Origin of the sequence: Streptomyces sp. NPDC016562 (assembly GCF_043076955.1) — a bacterium.
Classification (GTDB): domain Bacteria; phylum Actinomycetota; class Actinomycetes; order Streptomycetales; family Streptomycetaceae; genus Streptomyces.
The window spans coordinates 300,142-320,371 of the sequence record NZ_JBIBRZ010000001.1 but is presented as its reverse complement, the minus strand read 5'-3'; the positions used below and the strand labels follow the sequence as shown (position 1 = coordinate 320,371).

Genomic DNA, 20,230 nt, shown 5'->3' with positions numbered 1-20,230 from the left:
GGACCGAATCTCTACGCCCGCCAGCCTAGGCCCGCGAAGCTCACGCCATGCCCACCCTCACCCCCGCCCCCGGCGGGTACCGCTCGGTGTTCGGGATCCGGGAGTTCCGCCCCGTCTTCGCCGCACACCTGATGTCCGTGCTCGGCCTCGTCGTCGCCGAGATCTCGCTCACCGTCCTCGTCTACCGCGCCACCGGCTCCCCCCTGATGAGCGCGCTCACGTTCGCCCTCGGCTTCCTGCCGTACGTCCTCGGCGGCGTCCTGCTCGCCCCGATCGCCGACCGGCACCCCGCCCGGCGGGTGCTCGTCACCTGCGACCTCGTCTGCGCGGCGTGCGCGGCGGCCATGGTCCTGCCGGGCACGCCCGTGGCCCTGCTCCTCGTCCTGCGCTGTGCGTTGGCCTTCGTGGCCCCGCTGTTCGAGGGCACGCGCAACGCCTCCCTCGCCGACATCGTCGGCACCGGCGACGCCTTCGTCCTGGGCCGCTCCCTGCTGCGCATGGTGGCCCAGAGCGCCCAGCTCGTGGGCTTCGGCCTCGGCGGGCTGCTGCTCGCCGTCGTCGCACCGCGCGGGGCCATCGCGATCACCGCGGCCGGCTTCCTCGGATCCGCGCTCCTGCTGCGCCTGGGCACCCGCAGCCGCCCCGCCCGCACGAGCGCGCGCACCTCGCCGCTCGCCGGAGCGCGCGCCGTCCTCGGCCGGCGCCGGCTGCGGGCGCTCACCCTGCTGTTCTGGCTGCCGCCCGTGTTCCTCGTCGTGCCCGAGGCGCTGCTCGCCCCGTACAGCGCCGGCATCGGCGCCGGCACCGCCACCCTCGGCCTGCTGATGTGCGCCATGCCCGTCGGCACCATCACGGGCGAACTCGTGGCCGGCTCGGTCCTCACCGCCCGAACGCGATCGCGGATCGTGGCCCCGCTCGCCGCCGCCGGTCTGCTGCCGCTCCTGCTCTACGCCGTCCGCCCGGGCGCGCTCCTCGTCCTCGCCGCGCTCCTGCTCGCCGGCCTGGCCCACGCGTACACCCTCGGCCTGGACCAGTGGTACGTCGACGCCGTCCCCGACGAGCTGCGCGGCAGCGCGATGACCCTGCTCGGCGCCGGTCTGATGACCCTCCAGGGCGGCGGCATGGCCCTGGCCGGCCTCGCCGCCGAGTTCTTCCCCGTGCACGCGGTCGTCACCGGATCCGCGATCCTCGGCACGGCCGTCGTCCTGCTGCTCCTGGCCGAACTGCGCGCGGCGGTCCGGGAGGAGGAAGGACTGAGGAATGAGACGGCCCTCGCCGTGAAGTGACGGCCCGGTAGGGTCGGTGCGTGCCCAAGCCGCTCAGTCTTCCCTTCGATCCCATCGCCCGCGCCGACGAGCTCTGGCAGCAGCGGTGGGGGCCGGTGCCCTCGATGGCCGCCATCACCTCGATCATGCGCGCGCACCAGATCCTGCTCGGCGAGGTCGACGCGGTGGTCAAGCCGTACGGACTGACCTTCGCGCGCTACGAGGCGCTGGTGCTGCTCACCTTCTCCAAGGCCGGCGAACTGCCGATGTCGAAGATCGGCGAGCGGCTGATGGTCCACCCGACCTCGGTGACCAACACCGTGGACCGGCTGGTGAGGTCCGGGCTGGTCGACAAACGGCCCAACCCCAACGACGGCCGCGGCACCCTCGCCTCCATCACGGACAAGGGCCGCGAGGTCGTCGAGGCGGCCACGAAGGACCTGATGGAGATCGACTTCGGCCTCGGCGTCTACGACGCGGAGGAGTGCGCGGAGATCTTCGCGCTGCTGCGCCCGCTGCGGGTGGCCGCCGCCGACTTCGTGGAGCCCTGAGCCGGACCCTCGCGGTCCGCGCAGAGCCCGGGGCCGCGTCAAGATCTCGCAAAACGGACGGTTAGGCTCGTCCGCATGAAACCAAGCGTGCTGACCCGCTACCGCGTCATGGCCTACGTGACCGCGGTCATGCTCCTGATCCTCTGTGCCTGCATGGTGGCGAAGTACGGCTTCGACACCGGCGCCGACCTGACCTTCGCGGTCTCGCAGGCCCACGGCGTCCTCTTCATGATCTACCTGGTCTTCGCCTTCGACCTGGGCTCCAAGGCCAAGTGGTCCTTCGGAAAGCTCCTGTGGGTCCTCGTGTCGGGCACGATTCCGCTGGCCGCGTTCTTCGTCGAGCGCAAGGTCCGCGCCGAGGTGGAACCGCTGGTCAGGCGCTCTTTCGCCACCGCCGACGCCTAGGACCCGGCCCGCGTCGCCCACCCCCGGGGACGACTCCCCGGGGGTTGCCCATCGACATTTACTAGGACGTCCTAGTAAATTCATGGGTATGGACGCTGACGCCATCGAGGAAGGCCGCCGTCGCTGGCAGGCCCGTTATGACAAGGCCCGCAAGCGCGAGGCAGACTTCACCACGCTCTCCGGGGATGACGTCGATCCCGTCTACGGGCCCCGGCCCGGCGACACGTACGAGGGATTCGAGCGGATCGGGTGGCCCGGCGAGTACCCGTACACCCGCGGGCTGCACGCCACCGGCTACCGCGGGCGGACCTGGACGATCCGGCAGTTCGCGGGCTTCGGCAACGCCGAGCAGACCAACGAGCGCTACAAGATGATCCTGGCCGCCGGCGGCGGCGGGCTCTCCGTGGCCTTCGACATGCCGACCCTCATGGGACGCGACTCCGACGACCCGCGCTCCCTGGGCGAGGTCGGGCACTGCGGGGTGGCCATAGACTCCGCCGCCGACATGGAGGTCCTGTTCAAGGACATCCCGCTCGGCGACGTCACGACCTCCATGACGATCTCCGGCCCCGCGGTCCCCGCGTTCTGCATGTACCTGGTCGCCGCCGAGCGGCAGGGCGTGGACCCCGCCGTGCTCAACGGCACGCTGCAGACCGACATCTTCAAGGAGTACATCGCCCAGAAGGAGTGGCTCTTCGAGCCGGAGCCGCACCTTCGCCTCATCGGCGACCTCATGGAGTACTGCACGAAGGGCATCCCGGCCTACAAGCCGCTGTCCGTCTCCGGCTACCACATCCGCGAGGCGGGGGCGACGGCCGCCCAGGAGCTCGCCTACACCCTGGCCGACGGCTTCGGCTACGTGGAGCTCGGGCTCTCGCGCGGCATGGACGTCGACGCCTTCGCGCCCGGGCTCTCCTTCTTCTTCGACGCGCACCTCGACTTCTTCGAGGAGATCGCCAAGTTCCGCGCCGCCCGCCGCATCTGGGCCCGCTGGATGAAGGAGGTCTACGGGGCGAAGAGCGAGAAGTCCATGTGGCTGCGCTTCCACACCCAGACCGCCGGGGTCTCCCTGACCGCGCAGCAGCCGTACAACAACGTCGTACGGACCGCCGTGGAGGCGCTCGCCGCCGTCCTCGGCGGCACCAACTCCCTGCACACCAACGCCCTGGACGAGACCCTCGCGCTGCCGAGCGAGCAGGCGGCCGAGATCGCCCTGCGCACCCAGCAGGTGCTGATGGAGGAGACCGGCGTCGCCAACGTGGCGGACCCGCTGGGCGGTTCCTGGTTCGTCGAGCAGCTCACGGACCGCATCGAGGCCGAGGCCGAGAAGATCTTCGACCAGATCAAGGAGCGCGGGCTGCGCGCCCACCCCGACGGTCAGCACCCCATCGGGCCGATCACCTCGGGCATCCTGCGCGGCATCGAGGACGGCTGGTTCACCGGCGAGATCGCCGAGTCGGCCTTCCAGTACCAGCGGTCCCTGGAGAAGGGCGACAAGCGGGTCGTCGGCGTCAACGTCCACCACGGCTCGGTCACCGGCGACCTGGAGATCCTGCGGGTCAGCCACGAGGTGGAGACCGTCCAGGTGCGGGAGCTGGCCGAGCGCAAGGCCCGCCGCGACGACGCCAAGGTGACGGCTTCGCTGAAGACCATGCTCGACGCCGCCCGCGACGGATCGAACATGATCCCGGCCATGCTGGACGCCGTGCGGGCCGAGGCCACGCTGGGCGAGATCTGCAACGTGCTGCGCGAGGAGTGGGGCACGTACACCGAGCCGCCGGGCTTCTGACCCGGCCACGGTCCCCCCGGGGGAAGGCCGGTCACGGTGCCCGCGAGGCGCCGTGGCCGGCTTTCCTGTGTGCGCGGGGCGCGTCAGCCCGCCGCGGGACCGCGCAGTCCGTGCATCAGCAGGGCGGTGAAGGTGGCCACCCAGAGCTCGTCCACCGGCTCGGAGCTGACCAGGGCGCGGTGGACCACCGTCCCCGCGATCACGTCGAAGATCAGGTCCGTGGTGCGGCCCGCGAGCAACTCGTCCGCCTCGTACGGGAGTTCGCCGCGGGCCTGCGCCCGCGCGCGGCCCAGTACGACGAGACGTTTCTGCCGGTCCACGATCGCCGACCGGATCCGGTCGCGCAGGGCCTCGTCGCGGGTGGACTCGGCGACGACCGCCATCAGCGCGGTACGGGCCTCCGGGCGCCGCAGCAGCTCCGCGAAGCGCAGCACCACGTACTCGACGTCGGCTTCGAGGGAGCCGCGGTCCGGCAGTTCGAGCTCGTCGAACAGCTCCGCGACCGCGTCCACGACCAGCTCGTTCTTGCCCGCCCAGCGGCGGTACAGGGTGGTCTTGGCGACGCCCGCGCGAGCCGACACGTCGCCCATCGTCAGTTTCGACCAGCCCAGCTCGACCAGTGCGTCCCGCGTCGCGGCGAGGATGGCGGCGTCCGCGGCGGCGCTGCGGGGGCGACCGGTGCGGCCGGGGCTGGGGCTGTGCATGGCCGAGACCATACCCGCCAGTAGCACCCGCGGCGTCTGTGGTTCAGATCACGCGGCGCGTACGGACCAAGGGGGGAGCGCCGAGGGCCGCCGCGAGTTACGCTACGGGTCGTAGCGTAAGAGCGACAACCACGCGAAGAGCTACAGGCGCCAGGTGGGGACCCGGCGCCGCCGTTCCACAGCACGATCCGGCCAACGCGAGAGTACGGCCAATTCACGCGATCTTTTTCGTCGGCGCGCGCACACGGGGGAGGATGTACGCATGCAGCCCAGAAACATGTCCATGAGCGGCGTCGTCGACCTCGCCGCGGTGAAGGCGGCCGGCGAGGCCAAGGCCAAGGCCGAGCAGGCCCGCGCCGAAGCGGCGCGCCAGGCCGGCCAGGGTGGCGGGGCGGTTCCGGCCGCCGGCGCCGTGCCGCCGTCCGCCCTCGTGATCGACGTCGACGAGGCCGGTTTCGAACGCGACGTGATCCAGCTCTCCGCCGAGGTCCCGGTCGTCCTGGACTTCTGGGCCGAGTGGTGCCAGCCGTGCAAGCAGCTCGGACCGCTGCTGGAGCGCCTGACGATCGAGGCGAACGGCCGCCTCGTGCTGGCCAAGATCGACGTCGACGCCAACCAGATGCTGATGCAGCAGTTCGGCATCCAGGGCATTCCGGCCGTCTTCGCCGTGGTCGCCGGGCAGGTGCTGCCGCTGTTCCAGGGCGCCGTCCCCGAGCAGCAGATCCGCGAGACCTTCGCGCAGCTCGTCCAGGTCGCCGAGGAGCGCTTCGGGATCCTCGGCATCGAGGTGGACGCGAACGCCACCGGGACCGCCGCCGTCTCCGACGCCGAGGCCCCGGTTCCGGTCAGCCCGCACGACGCCCTGCTGGAGGCGGCCGTCGACGCGCTCGACGCCGGTGACCTGGGCGGCGCCGTGCAGGCGTACAAGAACGTCCTCGCGGACGACCCGGGCAACACCGAGGCCGCGATGGGTCTGGCCCAGGCCGAACTGCTCGCCCGCGTCCAGCACATGGACCCGCAGGCGGTGCGTGCCGCGGCGGCCGAGAACCCGCGCGACCCGGCGGCCCAGATCGCCGCGGCCGACCTGGACCTGGCCGGCGGTCACGTGGAGGACGCCTTCGGGCGTCTGGTGGACACCGTGCGCGTGACGTTCGGTGAGGACCGGGACGCCGTGCGGCTGCGCCTGCTGGAGCTGTTCGAGGTGATCGGCGCGGACGACCCGAGGGTGTCCGCGGCGCGTACGGCGCTGGCGCGGGTGCTCTTCTAGAGCGACGGGAACGGGCCCCGGCAAGGGGGCCGCAAAGCACCCGATCTGTTGACACGGAGATAAACAGCGGCCGCACTTTGCCAAAACTTGGCAATCGCGGCCGCTGTTACTCGCAGTAAATCGAACCCCGTGAACTGTCCGGTGTGTTCACTCTTCCACCGGTCTGTCGTGGCCCTTGGTGACACACTGTGTCGCTGCCCGACGGCAGTGGGTCGTCCCCCGGTTATCTGGCCGTTACCCGCCAGTAACGAACCCCCTTGTGCCCTGGCCGGGAATGGACCACGATCGGCCACGCTCGGTCCTTCCCGCAGAGCCGCTCACTCGGAGCCGCGGTGAAGGGTCCCCACCGAGCCGGCCGGTGGCAGTGGCACCGGCCGTGGGACAGGGGGGTCTCCGCCACAGCGGCGGGGCCTGTCCTCAGGTTGCGCGAACGCGTGGCCCAGTGGTTGTCGCTCGGGGGTGATCGCCGGTGTACCGGACGTGGCACAGCCGCGGCTCGGCCGCCTGCGCTCCTTCCCGAGGACGTAGCACTTCTCCCATCCCAGGACGGGCACGGCCCGGACCGGAGATGTACGTCCGAGAAGGAGGAACGAAATGAGTTCTCAGGTTCGTGGTGGGACCAGATGGAAGCGCTTCGCGCTCGTCATGGTGCCGAGCATCGCGGCCACGGCCGCGGTCGGTGTGGGTCTGGCGCAGGGTGCCCTCGCGGCGTCCTTCAGCGTCTCCGGCCAGGACTTCAAGGTCTCGGCCGACAAGCTCGACGGTGACAACCTCATTCAGTACGGCGGTATCGCCGAGGGGCACGACCTCAAGGGCAACCCGCAGAAGCACCCGGTCACCATCTCCGGGTTCAGCCACGCGGAAATCACCAACATGTGCCAGTCACTGGTGACGCCCACGCCGCTGGGCAACATCACGCTGCAGCTGCGCACCGGTCACAAGGGCAAGCCGGCCGTCGCCGACAACATCTACCTGGATGTCGCGGAGCTCGACACCGACGCCGAGTTCAAGAACCTGGACATCGGTGTCGCGGTCGGTGACCCGAGCCACAAGACCAAGCCGCAGGCCGGCACGGTCGCCAGCCCGTACGCGTTCTCGCAGCGCGCCGACAAGGCGATCCTGACGAACGTGCGCCAGAAGGCGTGGGCGACCACGGCGGGCACGTTCAAGCTTCCCGACCTGAAGCTGCGTCTGCTCGGCGGCGACCAGCCGTGCTACCAGGACATCAAGGACTGACGTCCGTCCTGACGCGTGACCGGCCGGGCGGGCGACGCCGACCCTCGTCGCCGCCCGCCCGGCCGGGCTCCACCGAGTTCTCAAGTACCACCGTTTCCAGGGAGCTGTTGTCCATGAACCCCCAGGCCCCGGTTTACGTTCGCGCAGAAGACGACGCCTGGCTCACCGTGGTGTACTACCACTTCCGTGCCTGGCGCGGACACCGCCCCTTCTGGGCCGGGCTGTTCACGTTCGTCAGTGGCTTCCCGATCGCGTACTTCCCGTACGCCGACCTCCGCCTGGGCAACCTCAGCCTCGCCATGGCCACCACCGGTGGTGCCGGAGCCCTGATCATCGGGGTCCTGCTCATCACCCTGGGCCTGGCCCTCTGGTTCCAGCAGAGCATCCGCGTCTTCGCCGGGGTCGCCTCGATCCTGCTGGCCCTGGTGTCCCTGCCGGTGTCCAACCTCGGCGGCTTCGGCCTCGGCTTCGTACCCGCCCTGATCGGCGGCGCCCTCGCGCTGTCGTGGGTCCCGGCGCCGCCGGCGGACGAGGAGCCCGCGGACCGTCAGCCGGCCGCGGCCGGCCTGGGCAAGACGGAGGCGATGGCGGGCATGGCGGGCCCGGGCATGGCCGGGATGCACGGCATGAACGGCATGCACGGCATGAACGACGGCATGACCGCCGCGGCCGGTCCCCAGGGCTTCCCGGGACAGCGCGACACGGAAACGCCTGCACACGCGAGCGAGACGACTGCCCACGCCGATGGCGGGAGGAACAGTGCGGGGTGACGAGACGCAGCGGGGCGTGGCCCCCGGCGCAGAGTCCCGTGAGATCAAGGGGCCGCGCCACGCGGCGCCGAAGAAGTCGCTGCTGAACAAGTTCCAGATACCCGTCGGCAAGACGATGGCCCTGGCGGCGATGCCGACCGCGGTGTTCGTCGGGATGGGCATCGCGCCGAAGCTGGCGATGGCCGACGAGACGGAGATACCCTTCGCGCCCGGACCGTGCGTCACGCGGTCCGACGAACCCGCGCAGAGCGAGTCCAAGTCGCCGTCCCCGACGCCTTCGACGACGTCCTCGCCGAGTGCGTCGCCCAGCGCGACCCCCTCGCCGTCCGCGTCCGCGAAGCCGCAGCCGAGCACGTCCCCGTCGGCGACCAAGCCCGCGACGACGAACCAGACGGCCCCGGCCGCCTCGCCGTCGCCCACCAAGACCGTGAACCCGCTGGACCCGCTGGGCCTCGGCGACGCGCTCAAGGGGCTCGTCGACGAACTCGGCCGCCCGCTCCAGGACCCGAAGGCCACGCCGACGCCCACGCCGACGCCGACGCCCACCGCCTCCAAGACCGCCACGCCGACCCCCGACCCGACCGCGGACGCGATCCGTGACGCGGCGAAGAAGGCGGGCGTCGACGTCGCGGACCTGTCCGACGAGGTCAAGGACACCGCGAAGACCCCGAAGGACGAGACGGGCAAGGCGGCCGAGGACGAGGACGAGGCGAAGAAGGACCCGGACGGGAAGCAGCCCTTCCCCTGCCCGACCTACGACGCCAAGGCGCTCGCCGACGCCGAACTGGAGCAGGGCGTCCCGCTCCTGCCGGACGAGCCCTGGTACCTCGACAGCTCGATGCTGACCCTCTACGGCCTGGACTACCACGGCATCGTCGAGGTCAAGACGGGCAGCGGCAAGATCAAGAAGGTCCTGAAGTTCACCGCGGACTCGCTGGACATCAAGGACCTGTACCAGACGGTCGGCAAGGAGGGGCACGTCGCCCACCTGAAGTCCCGCCCGGGCTCCACGTCCAAGATCCGCGGGGGCACGGTGACGATGTACACCGAGAGCCTCAAGGGCAACCTGTTCGGTCTGATCCCGATCGAGTTCACCCCGAACAGCCCGCCGCCCCTGAACGTCCCCTTCGCGTTCTTCACGGACGTCAAGGTCGTCCAGGCCGGCCAGTTCGGCGGCACCCTCACGGTGCCGGGCCTGAAGAACTACATCGGCCCGCCCGAGTAGTCCCGTACGGCCCACCACAGGCGAAACACCGAGGGCGGCGCCCCGCAGTGATGCGGGGCGCCGCCCTCGGTCTCTGTGCGGCAGAGGTCGGTCAGGCCTGCGGGGCGTCGCCGCCCAGGTGGTGGACCCGGACCATGTTGGTGGTGCCCGGGACGCCGGGGGGCGAGCCGGCCGTGATGACCATGGTGTCGCCCTGGTCGTAGCGGCCCAGCTTCAGCAGCTCACCGTCCACCAGGTCGACCATCGCGTCGGTGGTGTCCACGTGGGGGACCACGTACGAGTCGACGCCCCAGCTCAGCGTGAGCTGGTTGCGGGTGTTGACGTCCGTGGTGAAGGCCAGGATCGGCTGCGTGGCGCGGTAGCGCGACAGGCGGCGGGCCGTGTCTCCGGACTGGGTGAAGGCGATGAGCGCCTTGCCGTCGAGGAAGTCCGCGATCTCGCAGGCCGCGCGGGCGACGGAGCCGCCCTGGGTACGGGGCTTCTTGCCCGGGACCAGCGGCTGCAGGCCCTTGGACAGGAGCTCCTCCTCGGCCGCCGTGACGATCTTCGACATCGTCTTGACGGTCTCGATCGGGTAGGCGCCGACCGAGGACTCGGCCGACAGCATGACCGCGTCCGCGCCGTCGAGGATCGCGTTGGCCACGTCGGAGGCCTCCGCGCGCGTCGGGCGGGAGTTGGTGATCATCGACTCCATCATCTGGGTCGCGACGATCACCGGCTTGGCGTTGCGGCGGCACATCTCGATGAGCCGCTTCTGGACCATCGGGACCTTTTCGAGCGGGTACTCGACGGCGAGGTCGCCGCGGGCCACCATGACCGCGTCGAAGGCCGCGACCACGGCCTCCATGTTCTCGACGGCCTGGGGCTTCTCCACCTTGGCGATGACGGGGACCCGGCGGCCCTCCTCGTCCATGACCTTGTGGACGTCCTTGACGTCGTTGGCGTCGCGGACGAAGGACAGGGCGACCATGTCGCAGCCCATCCGCAGGGCGAAGCGCAGGTCGTCGACGTCCTTCTCCGACAGGGCGGGGACGTTGACGGCGGCGCCCGGCAGGTTGATGCCCTTGTGGTCCGAGATGACACCGCCCTCGATGACGATGGTCTTGACCCGGGGGCCCTCGACCTCGGTCACCCGCAGCTCGACGTTGCCGTCGTTGATCAGGACCTGGTCCCCCTTGGCGACGTCGCCGGGCAGGCCCTTGTAGGTGGTTCCGCAGATGGACTTGTCGCCCGGGACGTCCTCGGTGGTGATGGTGAACTCGTCACCGCGCACCAGCTCGACGGGACCCTCGGCGAAGGTCTCCAGACGGATCTTCGGGCCCTGGAGGTCGGCGAGGACGCCGACGGCGCGCCCGGTGTCCTCGGAGACCTTCCGGACGCGGTCGTACCGCTCCTGGTGTTCTGCCTGGGATCCGTGGCTGAAGTTGAATCGGGCCACGTTCATACCTGCCTCGATGAGCGCTTTCAGCTGCTCATACGAGTCGACGGCGGGGCCCAGCGTGCAGACGATTTTGGAACGGCGCATGGAGCGGATCCTATCGGGTTTGTTTCGCAGTGGAATATTCCGTCTGGTGGAAAGTCCAAGATGTGGCTACGGGGTCTCGGTAACGAGCGCGTACGCCTGGGTGGCGATCTCCAGTTCCTCATCGGTCGGGACCACCGCGACGGCCACCCGCGCACCGTCCGCCGAGACCAGCCGCGGCCGCGGGGAGCGCGCCGCGTTGGCCTGCGGGTCCAGTACGAGGCCCAGCTCGGCCAGGCCCTCCAGCGCGGCTTCGCGGACCCGGGGGGCGTTCTCGCCGACCCCGGCCGTGAACGCCACCGCGTCCACCCGCCCGAGCACCGCCGAGTACGCCCCGATGTACTTCTTCAGCCGGTGCACGTACGCCGAGAAGGCGAGGCTCGCCGCCTCGTCCCCCTCGCCCGCCCGCCGCAGCACCTCGCGCATGTCGTTGTCGCCGCACATGCCCAGCAGACCGCTCTTCTTGTTCAGGAGCGAATCGATCTCATCCACTGAGAGGCCGCCCACCCGCGCCAGGTGGAAGACGACCGCCGGATCGAGGTCGCCCGAACGGGTCCCCATGACCAGACCCTCCAGGGGCGTCAGCCCCATCGAGGTCTCCACGCACACCCCGCCGCGGACGGCCGAGGCGGAGGCGCCGTTGCCCAGGTGCAGGACGATCACGTTCACGTCCTCCACCGGCCTGCCGAGCAGCGCGGCCGTCGCCCGGGACACGTAGGCGTGGGAGGTGCCGTGGAAGCCGTACCGCCGGATGGCGTACTTGTCGGCGGTCGCGGCGTCGATCGCGTACCGCGCCGCGTACTCGGGGATCGTCGCGTGGAAGGCGGTGTCGAAGACGGCGACCTGCGGGAGGTCCGCGCGCAGCGAGCGCGCCACCTCGATGCCCGTCACGTTCGCCGGGTTGTGCAGCGGAGCCAGGGGGATCAGCGCGCGGATCTCCGCCAGCACCTCGTCGTCGATCACCGTCGGCCGCGTGAACCGCGTCCCGCCGTGCACGACCCGGTGGCCCACCGCCGCCAGGTCGGGGGAGTCCAGGCCCGTTCCGTCGGCGGCGAGCTCCGCCGCCACGGCCCGCAGCGCGTCCGCGTGGTCCGCGATCGGGGTCGGCGTCTCCCGCTTGCCGCCCTCGGCGCCCGGCCCGGTCAGCGGCTCGTGCACCAGCCGGGAGCCCTCCTCGCCGATGCGCTCCACCAGGCCGACGGCGAGACGGGACCGGTCGGCCATGTCGAGGAGCTGGTACTTGAGCGACGAGGAGCCGCAGTTGAGGACGAGTACGCGCGATGCGGTCACGGTGGGGTCTTTCCCTTTCACGGACGGGGAGGGGCAGGGGCAGGGGGAGGGGAGGGAGGTCAGGCGGTGGGCGCCGGCGCGCCCTGTGCCTGGATCGCGGTGATCGCCACGGTGGTGACGATGTCCTGGACGAGCGCACCGCGCGAGAGGTCGTTGACCGGCTTGCGCAGGCCCTGGAGGACCGGTCCGACGGCGACCGCGCCGGCCGAGCGCTGCACCGCCTTGTACGTGTTGTTGCCGGTGTTGAGGTCGGGGAAGATCAGCACGGTGGCCCGCCCGGCCACCTCGGACCCGGGCAGCTTGGTCGCGGCGACCGAGGGCTCCACGGCCGCGTCGTACTGGATCGGCCCCTCGACGGCCAGGTCGGGGCGCTGCTCGCGGACGATCTCGGTGGCCTTGCGGACCTTGTCCACGTCCGCGCCGCTGCCCGAGGTGCCGGTCGAGTACGAGAGCATCGCGATCCGCGGCTCGACGCCGAAGGCGGCGGCGGTGGCGGCCGACTGGACGGCGATGTCGGCGAGCTGCTCGGCGCCCGGGTCCGGATTGACCGCGCAGTCCCCGTAGACGAGGACCTCGTCGGCCAGGCACATGAAGAAGACCGAGGAGACGATGGAGGCGTCCGGCTTGGTCTTGATGATCTCGAAGGCGGGGCGGATGGTGGCGGCGGTGGAGTGCACCGAGCCGGAGACCATGCCGTCGGCCAGGCCCCGCTGGACCATCAGGGTGCCGAAGTAGTTGACGTCGGTGACCACGTCGGCCGCCAGCTCGACGGTCATGCCCTTGTGGGCGCGGACCTGGGCGTAGTACTCGGCGAAACCCTCCCGCAGCGGCGAGGTCGCCGGGTCGATGATCTGGGCGCCCGAGATGTCGACGCCGAGGTCGCCGGCCTTCTTCAGGATCGCCTGCTCCTCGCCCAGCAGGGTCAGCTCGCAGACGCCGCGGCGCAGCACCACGTCCGCGGCGCGCAGCACGCGCTCCTCCGTGCCCTCGGGCAGGACGACTCGCCGGCGCTCCGCCCGGGCCCGCTCCAGCAGCTCGTGCTCGAACATCATCGGGGTGACGCGCTCCGAGCGGGCCACCGACAGCAGGTCGCGCAGTTCGGCCGTGTCCACGTGACGCTCGAACAGGCCGAGCGCCGTCTCCAGCTTGCGCGGGGTCGCGGAGTTCAACCTGCTCTGCAGGGCGAAGAGTTCCGCCGCGGTGGGGAAGCTGTTCCCGGCGACCGACACCACGGGGGTGCCCGGCGCCAGCTTGGAGGCCAGCGTCAGGACCTCCCGGGTGGGGCGCTCGTTCAAGGTGAGCAGCACCCCGGCGATCGGCGGGGTGCCCGAGGCGTGCGCGGCCAGCGCGCCGACGACCAGGTCGGAGCGGTCCCCGGGGGTGACGACCAGGCAGCCGGGGGTCAGGGCGTTCAGGAAGTTCGGCAGCATGGCGCCGCCGAAGACGAAGTCCAGGGCGTCCCGGGCCAGCCCGGCGTCGTCGCCGAGGAGCACCTCGCCGCCGAGCGCCCGGGTGATCTCGGCGACGGTCGGGGCGGACAGCGACTTGTCGTCCGGCAGCACGTAGCAGGGCACGGGCAGCTGGACGGCCAGCCGCCCGGCTATGTCCTCGCGGTCCTGGGCGGCCACCCGGTTGACGACCATCGCGACGACGTGGCAGCCCAGGCTCTCGTACGCCCGGTAGGCGTTGCGGGTCTCGGCGCGCGCGGCCTCGGCCGGCTGCGCGGTGGCGCCCACGACGGGGACGACGACCGCGCCCAGCTCGTTGGCGATGCGGGCGTTGAGCGCCAGCTCGTCGGGGAGGTTGGTGTGCGCGTAGTCGGTGCCCAGGACCAGCATGACCTCGTAGTCGCGGGCCACCCGGTGGTAGCGGTCGACGAGGCGGGAGACGAGCTCGTCGGTACCCTTCTCGGCCAGGATCGTCGAGGCCTCCTGGTAGTCCATCCCGTGGGCCGTCGCGGCGTCCTGGTCGATCCGGTAGCGGGCCTTGAGGAGGTCGAAGAGCCGGTCGGGGGCGTCGTGGAGCAGCGGACGGTAGACACCGACCCGGCCGGTCTGCCGCGTCAGGAGCTCCATGATCCCCAGTTCGACGACCTGCCGGCCGTCCCCCCGCTCGATACCGGTCACGTACACGCTGCGCGTCACGCCCGCTCTCCGTCCCGTGGTGTGAATGTCTGTTTGATCTCGCCCGACCCCTTGACAATACCTCTGCCAGTAGCTAGGGCGCCGCCCGGGAAAAGGCCCGCCCGGGAGGGCCGAAAGGCCCGCGGGGCGGAGCTGCGGAAAGCGCGCGGCCCCCCTGCCCCGTGGAAGAATCGGACACGCTTCACCAATACGCCCTTCATATGTACGGCAGGAGACACAGGACGATGCGTATCGGAGTACTCACCGCAGGAGGCGACTGCCCGGGCCTCAACGCTGTCATCCGGTCGGTCGTACACCGCGCCCTGGTCGGCCACGGGGACGAGGTCATCGGTTTCGAGGACGGGTTCAAGGGCCTGCTCGACGGCCACTACCGCCCCCTGGACATCAACGCCGTCAGCGGCATCCTCGCCCGCGGCGGCACCATCCTCGGTTCGGCCCGCATGGAGCGCGCCCGCCTCCACGAAGCCGCCGAGAACGCGCAGGAGCTGGCGACGCGCTACGGCATCGACGCCCTCATCCCGATCGGCGGCGAGGGCACCCTGACCGCCTCCCGGATGCTGTCGGACGCCGGGATGCCGGTCGTCGGCGTACCGAAGACCATCGACAACGACATCTCCTCCACCGACCGCACCTTCGGCTTCGACACCGCCGTCATGGTCGCCACCGAGGCCATCGACCGCCTCAAGACCACCGCCGAATCGCACCAGCGCGTGATGGTCGTCGAGGTCATGGGCCGCCACGCGGGCTGGATCGCCCTGGAGTCCGGCATGGCCGGCGGCGCCCACGGGATCTGCCTGCCGGAGCGCCCCTTCGAGGTGGACGCCCTGGTGAAGATGGTGGAGGAACGCTTCGCGCGCGGCAAGAAGTTCGCCGTCATCTGCGTCGCCGAGGGCGCGCACCCGGCCGAGGGCTCCATGCCGTACGAGAAGGGGGCGATCGACCAGTACGGTCACGAACGCTTCGCCGGCATCGGCAACCGTCTCGCGGTGGAGCTGGAGCACCGCCTCGGCAAGGAGGCCCGCCCCGTCATCCTGGGCCACGTCCAGCGCGGCGGCACCCCCACCGCGTACGACCGCGTCCTGGCGACCCGCTTCGGCTGGCACGCCGTCGAGGCCGTCCACCGCGGCGACTTCGGCAACATGACCGCCCTGCGCGGCACCGACATCGTGATGGCCCCCCTCGCCCACGCGGTCACCGAGCTGAAGACCGTCCCCGAGAACCGCATGTACGAGGCCGAGTCGGTGTTCTAGGCCGCGTCGGCGTTCCAGGCCGCGACGCGGCCTACGCCGCACCGCCCGCCACGTGCCAGAAGCGGTCCACGATCCCGCCGAGGAACTCCCGGCCCGAGTCGCCGTTGCCGGCCTCGCCCTGGCCGCCGCCCCAGCTGAGCGTCGCGACCATCCGCGACTGGTACTCCCCGTGCAGCTGCTCCAGCACCCGCTCCAGGTGCGCCTTGGGGATCGGCAGCAGCTTGCCCAGCGGCTTCACGTACGCCTGCCAGCGCGTGGTCACCGCACTGCGCAGCAGGTCGGCCAGCTCCTCGTGCTTGCCGGTCGCCGTCACGAACTGGGCCAGCGTCAGACCCAGCACGCTCGCCAGGGCGGCGGACTGCCGCTCGTTGCCCCGCCAGCGGCCGGTGTCCTCCATCTTCTGGTACGAGGGCGTGTCCAGCCCGATCCTGCGGGCCAGCTCGTCCGCTGCCAGCCCCCGCGAGATCCGGTGCTCCCGCAGGGTGACCGGCTCGGCGAGCAGCTCCCCGGGAGAGCACCACAGGACGCCGGCGAGCGCCGTGAGCTCGACGGAGGAGGGCGATATCTCGCCACGCTCCCACGCCAGCACGGTCTCGGGCGCGACGACGAGTCCGTACTGGGCGCGCAGGCCGTAGGCGACATGTCCGGGAGCCATGCCCAGGGCCGCGCGGAGACGACGCGCGGCGGGGGCATTGAAAGGTGGGCTGGAGTGCACAGGGCACACGGTAGGAGTGGCCGGGCTGCGGCGCCTACAGACCAAACAAACAAGCCCATACCTCGTAGGAACGTCCTAGGAAGCGTGGGGGCTTTCGCCGGGTTCTGCGGCGACTGTCCGGTAACCGGTGCGCTCGAAGATCCTTTCCATGGGTACGGTTCCAGCCAATGCCCGCCGACGCAAGAGCCGTCACACCTTCCACACGATGTGAACCGGACACCTCTCCCGTCCGTGCACCTTCAAGGGGCCCCCGCATACGGGGGTGGCGGGGGCCCCGCTCGCGCCCGCGGCGGACGCTACGGCCTGAACCAGAGCGTCGCCAGGGGCGGAAGCGTCAGGCGCAGGCTCACCGGGCGGCCCTGCGCCGGCACCGGCTCGGGCCGCAGCGGCTGCGCGTGGTGGATGCCGCTGCCCCCGTAGACCTCCAGGTCGGTGTTGAGGACCTCCCGCCACTGCGGGACCTCCTGCGGAACCCCGAGCCGGTAGCCGTGGCGGACCACCGGCGAGAAGTTCGACACCGCGAGCAGCGGCGAGCCGTCCTGCGCGTACCGGAGGAAGGCGAAGACGTTGTCCTCCGCGGCGTCCGCCTCCACCCACGCGAAGCCCTCCGGCACGCTGTCCCGCTCCCACAGTGCGGGCGCCGCCGCGTAGGCGCGGTTCAGATCGCGCACCAGGGTGCGCACGCCCCGGTGGTCACCGGCCGCCACGTAGGAGTCGTCCAGCACCCACCAGTCCGGCCCGTGCTGCTCCGACCACTCCGAGCCCTGGGCGAACTCCTGCCCCATGAACAGCAGTTGCTTGCCCGGATGGGCCCACATGAAGCCCAGGTAGGCCCGGTGCGAGGCCCGTTGCTGCCACCAGTCCCCGCCGGGGATCTTGGACACCAGCGCGTTCTTGCCGTGCACCACCTCGTCGTGCGAGATCGGCAGGACGAAGTTCTCGCTGTAGGCGTAGACCATGCCGAAGGTCATGTCGTGGTGGTGGTACTTGCGGTGCACCGGCTCCTTCGACAGGTAGCGCAGCGTGTCGTGCATCCAGCCCATGTTCCACTTCAGGCCGAAGCCGAGCCCGCCGGCGTCCGTCGGCAGCGTCACGCCCGTCCACGCCGTGGACTCCTCCGCGATCGTCACGACGCCCGGGCAGCGCCGGTAGACCGTGGCGTTCATCTCCTGGAGGAAGGCCACCGCGTCCAGGTTCTCCCGCCCGCCGTGCTCGTTCGGGCTCCACTCGCCCTCCTGGCGCGAGTAGTCGAGGTAGAGCATCGAGGCCACCGCGTCCACGCGCAGCCCGTCGATGTGGAACTCCTCGCACCAGTAGACGGCGTTGGCGACGAGGAAGTTGCGGACCTCCTTGCGCCCGTAGTCGAACTCCAGCGTCCCCCAGTCCGGGTGCGCGGCCCGCCGCGGGTCCTGGTGCTCGTACAGCGGCCGCCCGTCGAACTCCGCGAGCGCCCACTCGTCACGCGGGAAGTGCGCGGGCACCCAGTCGACGATCACCCCGATCCCGGCCTGGTGCAGTGAGTCCACGAGGAGGCGGAAGTCGTCCGGGGAGCCCATCCGCGAGGTCGGGGCGTAGAAACCGGTGACCTGGTAGCCCCACGAGCCGCCGAAGGGGTGCTCGGCGACCGGCATCAGCTCCACGTGCGTGAAGCCCAGCTCCTTCACGTACGCCGGGAGCTGCTCGGCGAGCTGGCGGTAGGAGAGCCCGGGCCGCCAGGAGGCCAGGTGCACCTCGTACACCGAGAAGGGGGCCTGGTGCGGGGGCCGGTCGCCGCGCCGCTCCATCCACGCCGCGTCCTGCCATTCGTACCGGGAGGCGGTGACCACCGAGGCGGTCGCCGGGGGCACCTCCGCGGACCGGGCCATCGGGTCGGCGCGCAGGGTGTGGCTGCCGTCCGGGCGTGCGATGTCGTACTTGTAGAGCGCGCCGGCCTCCACGCCGGGCAGGAACAGCTCCCACACGCCCGTCGCGCCGAGCGAACGCATCGGGTGGGCGGTGGGGTCCCAGTACGAGAAGTCCCCGGCGACCCGCACCCCCTGCGCGTTCGGCGCCCAGACGGTGAAGCGGGTCCCCGCCACGCCCTGGTGCTCCATCGGCTGGGCGCCCAGCGCCTTCCACAGCTGCTCGTGGCGGCCCTCGCCGATCAGGTGCAGGTCCAGCTCGCCGAGGGCGGGCAGGAACCGGTACGGGTCGTGCACCTCCACCTCGGCGCCGTCGTACGTCACCAGCAGCCGGTACTCCGGGACCGCGCTCAGTGGCAGCAGGCCGGAGAACAGCCCGTCGCCGTCGTCGAACAGCTCGGCCCGCAGCCCCTTGGCGACGACGCAGACCGCCTTGGCGTAGGGGCGCAGCACGCGGAAGATCACCCCGTCGCGCTGGGTGCGGGCGCCCAGCACGGCGTGCGGATCGTGGTGGCGGCCCTCCAGCAGGCGCGCCCGCTCCTCCCCGCCGAGCGCGGGCGCCCGCCGGACCCCGTGGGACGGGGCGGCGCTGCGGGCCCGGGGCGCGCGGGCCTTCTTCGGGGCGGACGCTCCCGCCGGGTCGGCCGCGGGGCCCGGGTCGGCCGGGGCGGCCGGGACGGTTGCGGCTTCGGCGCGGACGGTCGGTGACGGCTGTCGTGCGGCGCTCACGCGAGCGGCCTCCTCGGGGGCTTCGGTCGGGGGGTGACCCCCGGGGTGGACGGGGGCATGCGGTGGGCGGGGCGCTGCGGCTCCGAGAGCCGCCGGATCGCGGCCATCGGGACGTGCAGCCAGTCGGGGCGGTGCCGGAACTCGTACCGGGCCTCGTACACCGCCTTGTCGGTCTCGTACGCGCGCAGCAGTACGGGGTCCTCGCGGGGGTCGCGGCCCGTGGTGCGGGCGTAGCCCTCGCAGAAGGCGGCCCGGCAGTCGTCCGCCCAGGCGGGGGCGAACGGCCGGTGGGAGCGGGCGGCGTAGTCGAAGGAGCGCAGTATCCCGGCGATGTCGCGGACCGCCGGTTCCGGACGGCGCCGGTCGGCCAGCGGCCTGGCCGGCTCGCCCTCGAAGTCGATCAACGACCAGCTGCCGTCGAGGGTGCGCAGGGTCTGACCCAGATGGAGGTCCCCGTGGATCCGCTGGGCCGGTACCCCCGCCCCCCGGGAGGCCGCCAGCGCGTCGAAGGCCCCCCGCAGCCCCGCCTCGTAGGGCCGCAGCGCGGGCACCTCCCGGGCGGTGGCGGCGAGCCGCGCCGTCATCCCGGCGGCCAGCCGGGCGGTCTGCTCGGCGCCGAGCGCGACGGTGGGCAGGGCCGCGGCGAGCGCGCTGTGCACCTCGGCGGTGGCCCGGCCGAGCGCGTGCGCCTCGGCGGTGAAATCGCCACCGGCGTCGAGCCGGCGCAGCGCGAGCTGCCAGCCGTCGTCGGAGCCGCGCAGATACGGCTGGAGCACTCCCAGGGTCAGCGGCTCGCTGCCGGGCAGCTCGGCCTCGTACCAGGCGACGGGCGCCGGGACGCGGGTGCAGCCGGCGGCGGCCAGCGCTCTGGGCAGCTCCAGGTCCGGGTTGACCCCGGGGCCGACCCGGCGGAACACCTTCAGGATGAACGAATCTCCGTAGATGAGCGAGGAGTTCGTCTGCTCGCCCGACAGCGGCCGGGGCGTGAGGGCGGCCGGGATCTCCGTGCCCGGGTCCCGGTCGAAGCGCAGCGGGCCCAGTGCGCCCGGCGAGCGCAGCCGCTCCAGCAGCATGGCCGCGAGCCGGGGGTCGCCCAGCGCCTCGTAGACCACCCGGCCGGCGTAGGGTCCGTGCTCGGCCTGCCCGATCAGGGTGGGGGCGAGCGCGGGCGGCAGGGACGGGCGGATCCCGAGCAGCAGTTGGTAGCAGTCCCCGTCGACGTCGAGGAGCAGGTGCAGCAGTCCGGGGGTGGAGCCCGGCGGCAGCAGCTCGGCCGCCGAGACGGTCCTGAGCCGTTCGATCGCGCGGCCCTTGCCCGCGAACCAGCGCTGGGCGGGCAGCCAGGCCCTCAGCATCGGTTCCAGCGGGCCGATCCCGGCGGCCCGGTCGGCCGTGAGCCGGCTCCGGGCGGATGCAGCCTCCGACATGGCGTCGCGTCCTTTCCCCGGGCCGTCACAGAATGCGCAG

The 20,230-nt window shown here is 71.7% G+C and carries 16 protein-coding genes; 9 read left to right on the top strand and 7 right to left on the bottom strand.

The window, feature by feature from the left end; all coding sequences use genetic code 11:
* The first annotated feature begins 47 nt into the window (after positions 1-47).
* From ACF059_RS01405 to ACF059_RS01390, 4 genes are all read left to right on the top strand, one after another.
* Complete coding sequence (locus tag ACF059_RS01405) at positions 48-1,286, top strand: MFS transporter (RefSeq protein ID WP_392049954.1); 1,239 nt, start codon at positions 48-50, stop codon at positions 1,284-1,286.
* A 20-nt stretch (positions 1,287-1,306) separates the two neighbouring features.
* A complete protein-coding gene (locus tag ACF059_RS01400; RefSeq protein WP_361938368.1) occupies positions 1,307-1,816 on the top strand; it encodes a MarR family transcriptional regulator in 510 nt (169 codons plus the stop codon).
* Positions 1,817-1,891: 75 nt separating this feature from the next.
* Complete coding sequence (locus ACF059_RS01395; protein ID WP_360888568.1) at positions 1,892-2,221, top strand: DUF3817 domain-containing protein; 330 nt, start codon at positions 1,892-1,894, stop codon at positions 2,219-2,221.
* Between the two features lie 88 nt (positions 2,222-2,309).
* Positions 2,310-4,010 carry a methylmalonyl-CoA mutase gene (locus ACF059_RS01390; protein ID WP_392049951.1) on the top strand — a complete coding sequence of 567 codons (1,701 nt, stop codon included), beginning with the start codon at positions 2,310-2,312 and terminating at the stop codon, positions 4,008-4,010.
* Positions 4,011-4,093: 83 nt separating this feature from the next.
* Here ACF059_RS01390 and ACF059_RS01385 read toward each other — a convergent pair whose 3' ends face one another.
* On the bottom strand, positions 4,094-4,714 hold the full coding sequence (locus ACF059_RS01385; RefSeq protein ID WP_392049948.1) for a TetR/AcrR family transcriptional regulator: 621 nt from the start codon (positions 4,712-4,714) through the stop codon (positions 4,094-4,096).
* A gap of 262 nt (positions 4,715-4,976) precedes the next feature.
* On the opposite strand from ACF059_RS01385, the gene ACF059_RS01380 reads away from it, so the two are divergent.
* From ACF059_RS01380 to ACF059_RS01365, 4 genes are all read left to right on the top strand, one after another.
* Positions 4,977-5,981 (top strand): tetratricopeptide repeat protein, encoded by a 1,005-nt coding sequence (locus ACF059_RS01380; protein WP_361938364.1) that lies wholly within the window; start codon positions 4,977-4,979, stop codon positions 5,979-5,981.
* A gap of 594 nt (positions 5,982-6,575) precedes the next feature.
* Entirely contained in the window at positions 6,576-7,217 is a 642-nt protein-coding gene (locus ACF059_RS01375; protein ID WP_360888579.1) for a DUF6230 family protein, read from the top strand.
* Positions 7,218-7,330: 113 nt separating this feature from the next.
* Entirely contained in the window at positions 7,331-7,987 is a 657-nt protein-coding gene (locus ACF059_RS01370) for a DUF6114 domain-containing protein (RefSeq protein ID WP_392049945.1), read from the top strand.
* Positions 7,977-9,212 carry a hypothetical protein gene (locus tag ACF059_RS01365; protein ID WP_392049942.1) on the top strand — a complete coding sequence of 412 codons (1,236 nt, stop codon included), beginning with the start codon at positions 7,977-7,979 and terminating at the stop codon, positions 9,210-9,212. The genes ACF059_RS01370 and ACF059_RS01365 overlap by 11 nt, the downstream gene beginning before the upstream one ends.
* 91 nt (positions 9,213-9,303) lie before the next feature.
* Here the strand turns inward: ACF059_RS01365 and pyk are convergent, their stop codons facing one another.
* The 3 genes from pyk to pta form a co-directional block, all read right to left on the bottom strand.
* The gene (gene pyk / locus ACF059_RS01360) at positions 9,304-10,737 is read right to left on the bottom strand and encodes a pyruvate kinase (protein WP_366865012.1); all 1,434 of its coding nucleotides are present in this window, start codon (positions 10,735-10,737) and stop codon (positions 9,304-9,306) included.
* 66 nt (positions 10,738-10,803) lie between these two features.
* The gene (locus ACF059_RS01355; protein WP_392049939.1) at positions 10,804-12,024 is read right to left on the bottom strand and encodes an acetate kinase; all 1,221 of its coding nucleotides are present in this window, start codon (positions 12,022-12,024) and stop codon (positions 10,804-10,806) included.
* A 59-nt stretch (positions 12,025-12,083) separates the two neighbouring features.
* The gene (gene pta, locus ACF059_RS01350; protein ID WP_392049936.1) at positions 12,084-14,168 is read right to left on the bottom strand and encodes a phosphate acetyltransferase; all 2,085 of its coding nucleotides are present in this window, start codon (positions 14,166-14,168) and stop codon (positions 12,084-12,086) included.
* Between the two features lie 224 nt (positions 14,169-14,392).
* Here pta and ACF059_RS01345 point away from each other — a divergent pair, with 224 nt between their 5' ends.
* Complete coding sequence (locus ACF059_RS01345; RefSeq protein ID WP_366865009.1) at positions 14,393-15,418, top strand: ATP-dependent 6-phosphofructokinase; 1,026 nt, start codon at positions 14,393-14,395, stop codon at positions 15,416-15,418.
* 31 nt (positions 15,419-15,449) lie between these two features.
* Here ACF059_RS01345 and ACF059_RS01340 read toward each other — a convergent pair whose 3' ends face one another.
* From ACF059_RS01340 to ACF059_RS01330, 3 genes are all read right to left on the bottom strand, one after another.
* Complete coding sequence (locus ACF059_RS01340; RefSeq protein ID WP_392049932.1) at positions 15,450-16,073, bottom strand: helix-turn-helix domain-containing protein; 624 nt, start codon at positions 16,071-16,073, stop codon at positions 15,450-15,452.
* 356 nt (positions 16,074-16,429) lie between these two features.
* On the bottom strand, positions 16,430-18,763 hold the full coding sequence (gene glgB / locus ACF059_RS01335) for a 1,4-alpha-glucan branching enzyme (protein WP_392049929.1): 2,334 nt from the start codon (positions 18,761-18,763) through the stop codon (positions 16,430-16,432).
* Positions 18,760-20,190: a maltokinase gene (locus ACF059_RS01330; protein WP_392049926.1), complete on the bottom strand. Its 1,431-nt coding sequence runs from the start codon at positions 20,188-20,190 to the stop codon at positions 18,760-18,762. The genes glgB and ACF059_RS01330 overlap by 4 nt, the downstream gene beginning before the upstream one ends.
* Between the last annotated feature and the right edge of the window lie 40 nt (positions 20,191-20,230).

What these genes read in the sequence shown, in the direction of transcription:
- ACF059_RS01405 (WP_392049954.1), top strand. Translation starts at nt 48, where the DNA reads ATGCCCACCCTCACCCCCGCCCCCGGCGGGTACCGCTCGGTGTTCGGG.
- ACF059_RS01395 (WP_360888568.1), top strand. Translation starts at nt 1,892, where the DNA reads ATGAAACCAAGCGTGCTGACCCGCTACCGCGTCATGGCCTACGTGACC.
- ACF059_RS01390 (WP_392049951.1), top strand. Translation starts at nt 2,310, where the DNA reads ATGGACGCTGACGCCATCGAGGAAGGCCGCCGTCGCTGGCAGGCCCGT.
- ACF059_RS01385 (WP_392049948.1), bottom strand. Translation starts at nt 4,714, where the DNA reads ATGCACAGCCCCAGCCCCGGCCGCACCGGTCGCCCCCGCAGCGCCGCC.
- ACF059_RS01380 (WP_361938364.1), top strand. Translation starts at nt 4,977, where the DNA reads ATGCAGCCCAGAAACATGTCCATGAGCGGCGTCGTCGACCTCGCCGCG.
- ACF059_RS01375 (WP_360888579.1), top strand. Translation starts at nt 6,576, where the DNA reads ATGAGTTCTCAGGTTCGTGGTGGGACCAGATGGAAGCGCTTCGCGCTC.
- ACF059_RS01370 (WP_392049945.1), top strand. Translation starts at nt 7,331, where the DNA reads ATGAACCCCCAGGCCCCGGTTTACGTTCGCGCAGAAGACGACGCCTGG.
- pyk (WP_366865012.1), bottom strand. Translation starts at nt 10,737, where the DNA reads ATGCGCCGTTCCAAAATCGTCTGCACGCTGGGCCCCGCCGTCGACTCG.
- ACF059_RS01345 (WP_366865009.1), top strand. Translation starts at nt 14,393, where the DNA reads ATGCGTATCGGAGTACTCACCGCAGGAGGCGACTGCCCGGGCCTCAAC.
- ACF059_RS01340 (WP_392049932.1), bottom strand. Translation starts at nt 16,073, where the DNA reads ATGGCTCCCGGACATGTCGCCTACGGCCTGCGCGCCCAGTACGGACTC.
- ACF059_RS01330 (WP_392049926.1), bottom strand. Translation starts at nt 20,190, where the DNA reads ATGTCGGAGGCTGCATCCGCCCGGAGCCGGCTCACGGCCGACCGGGCC.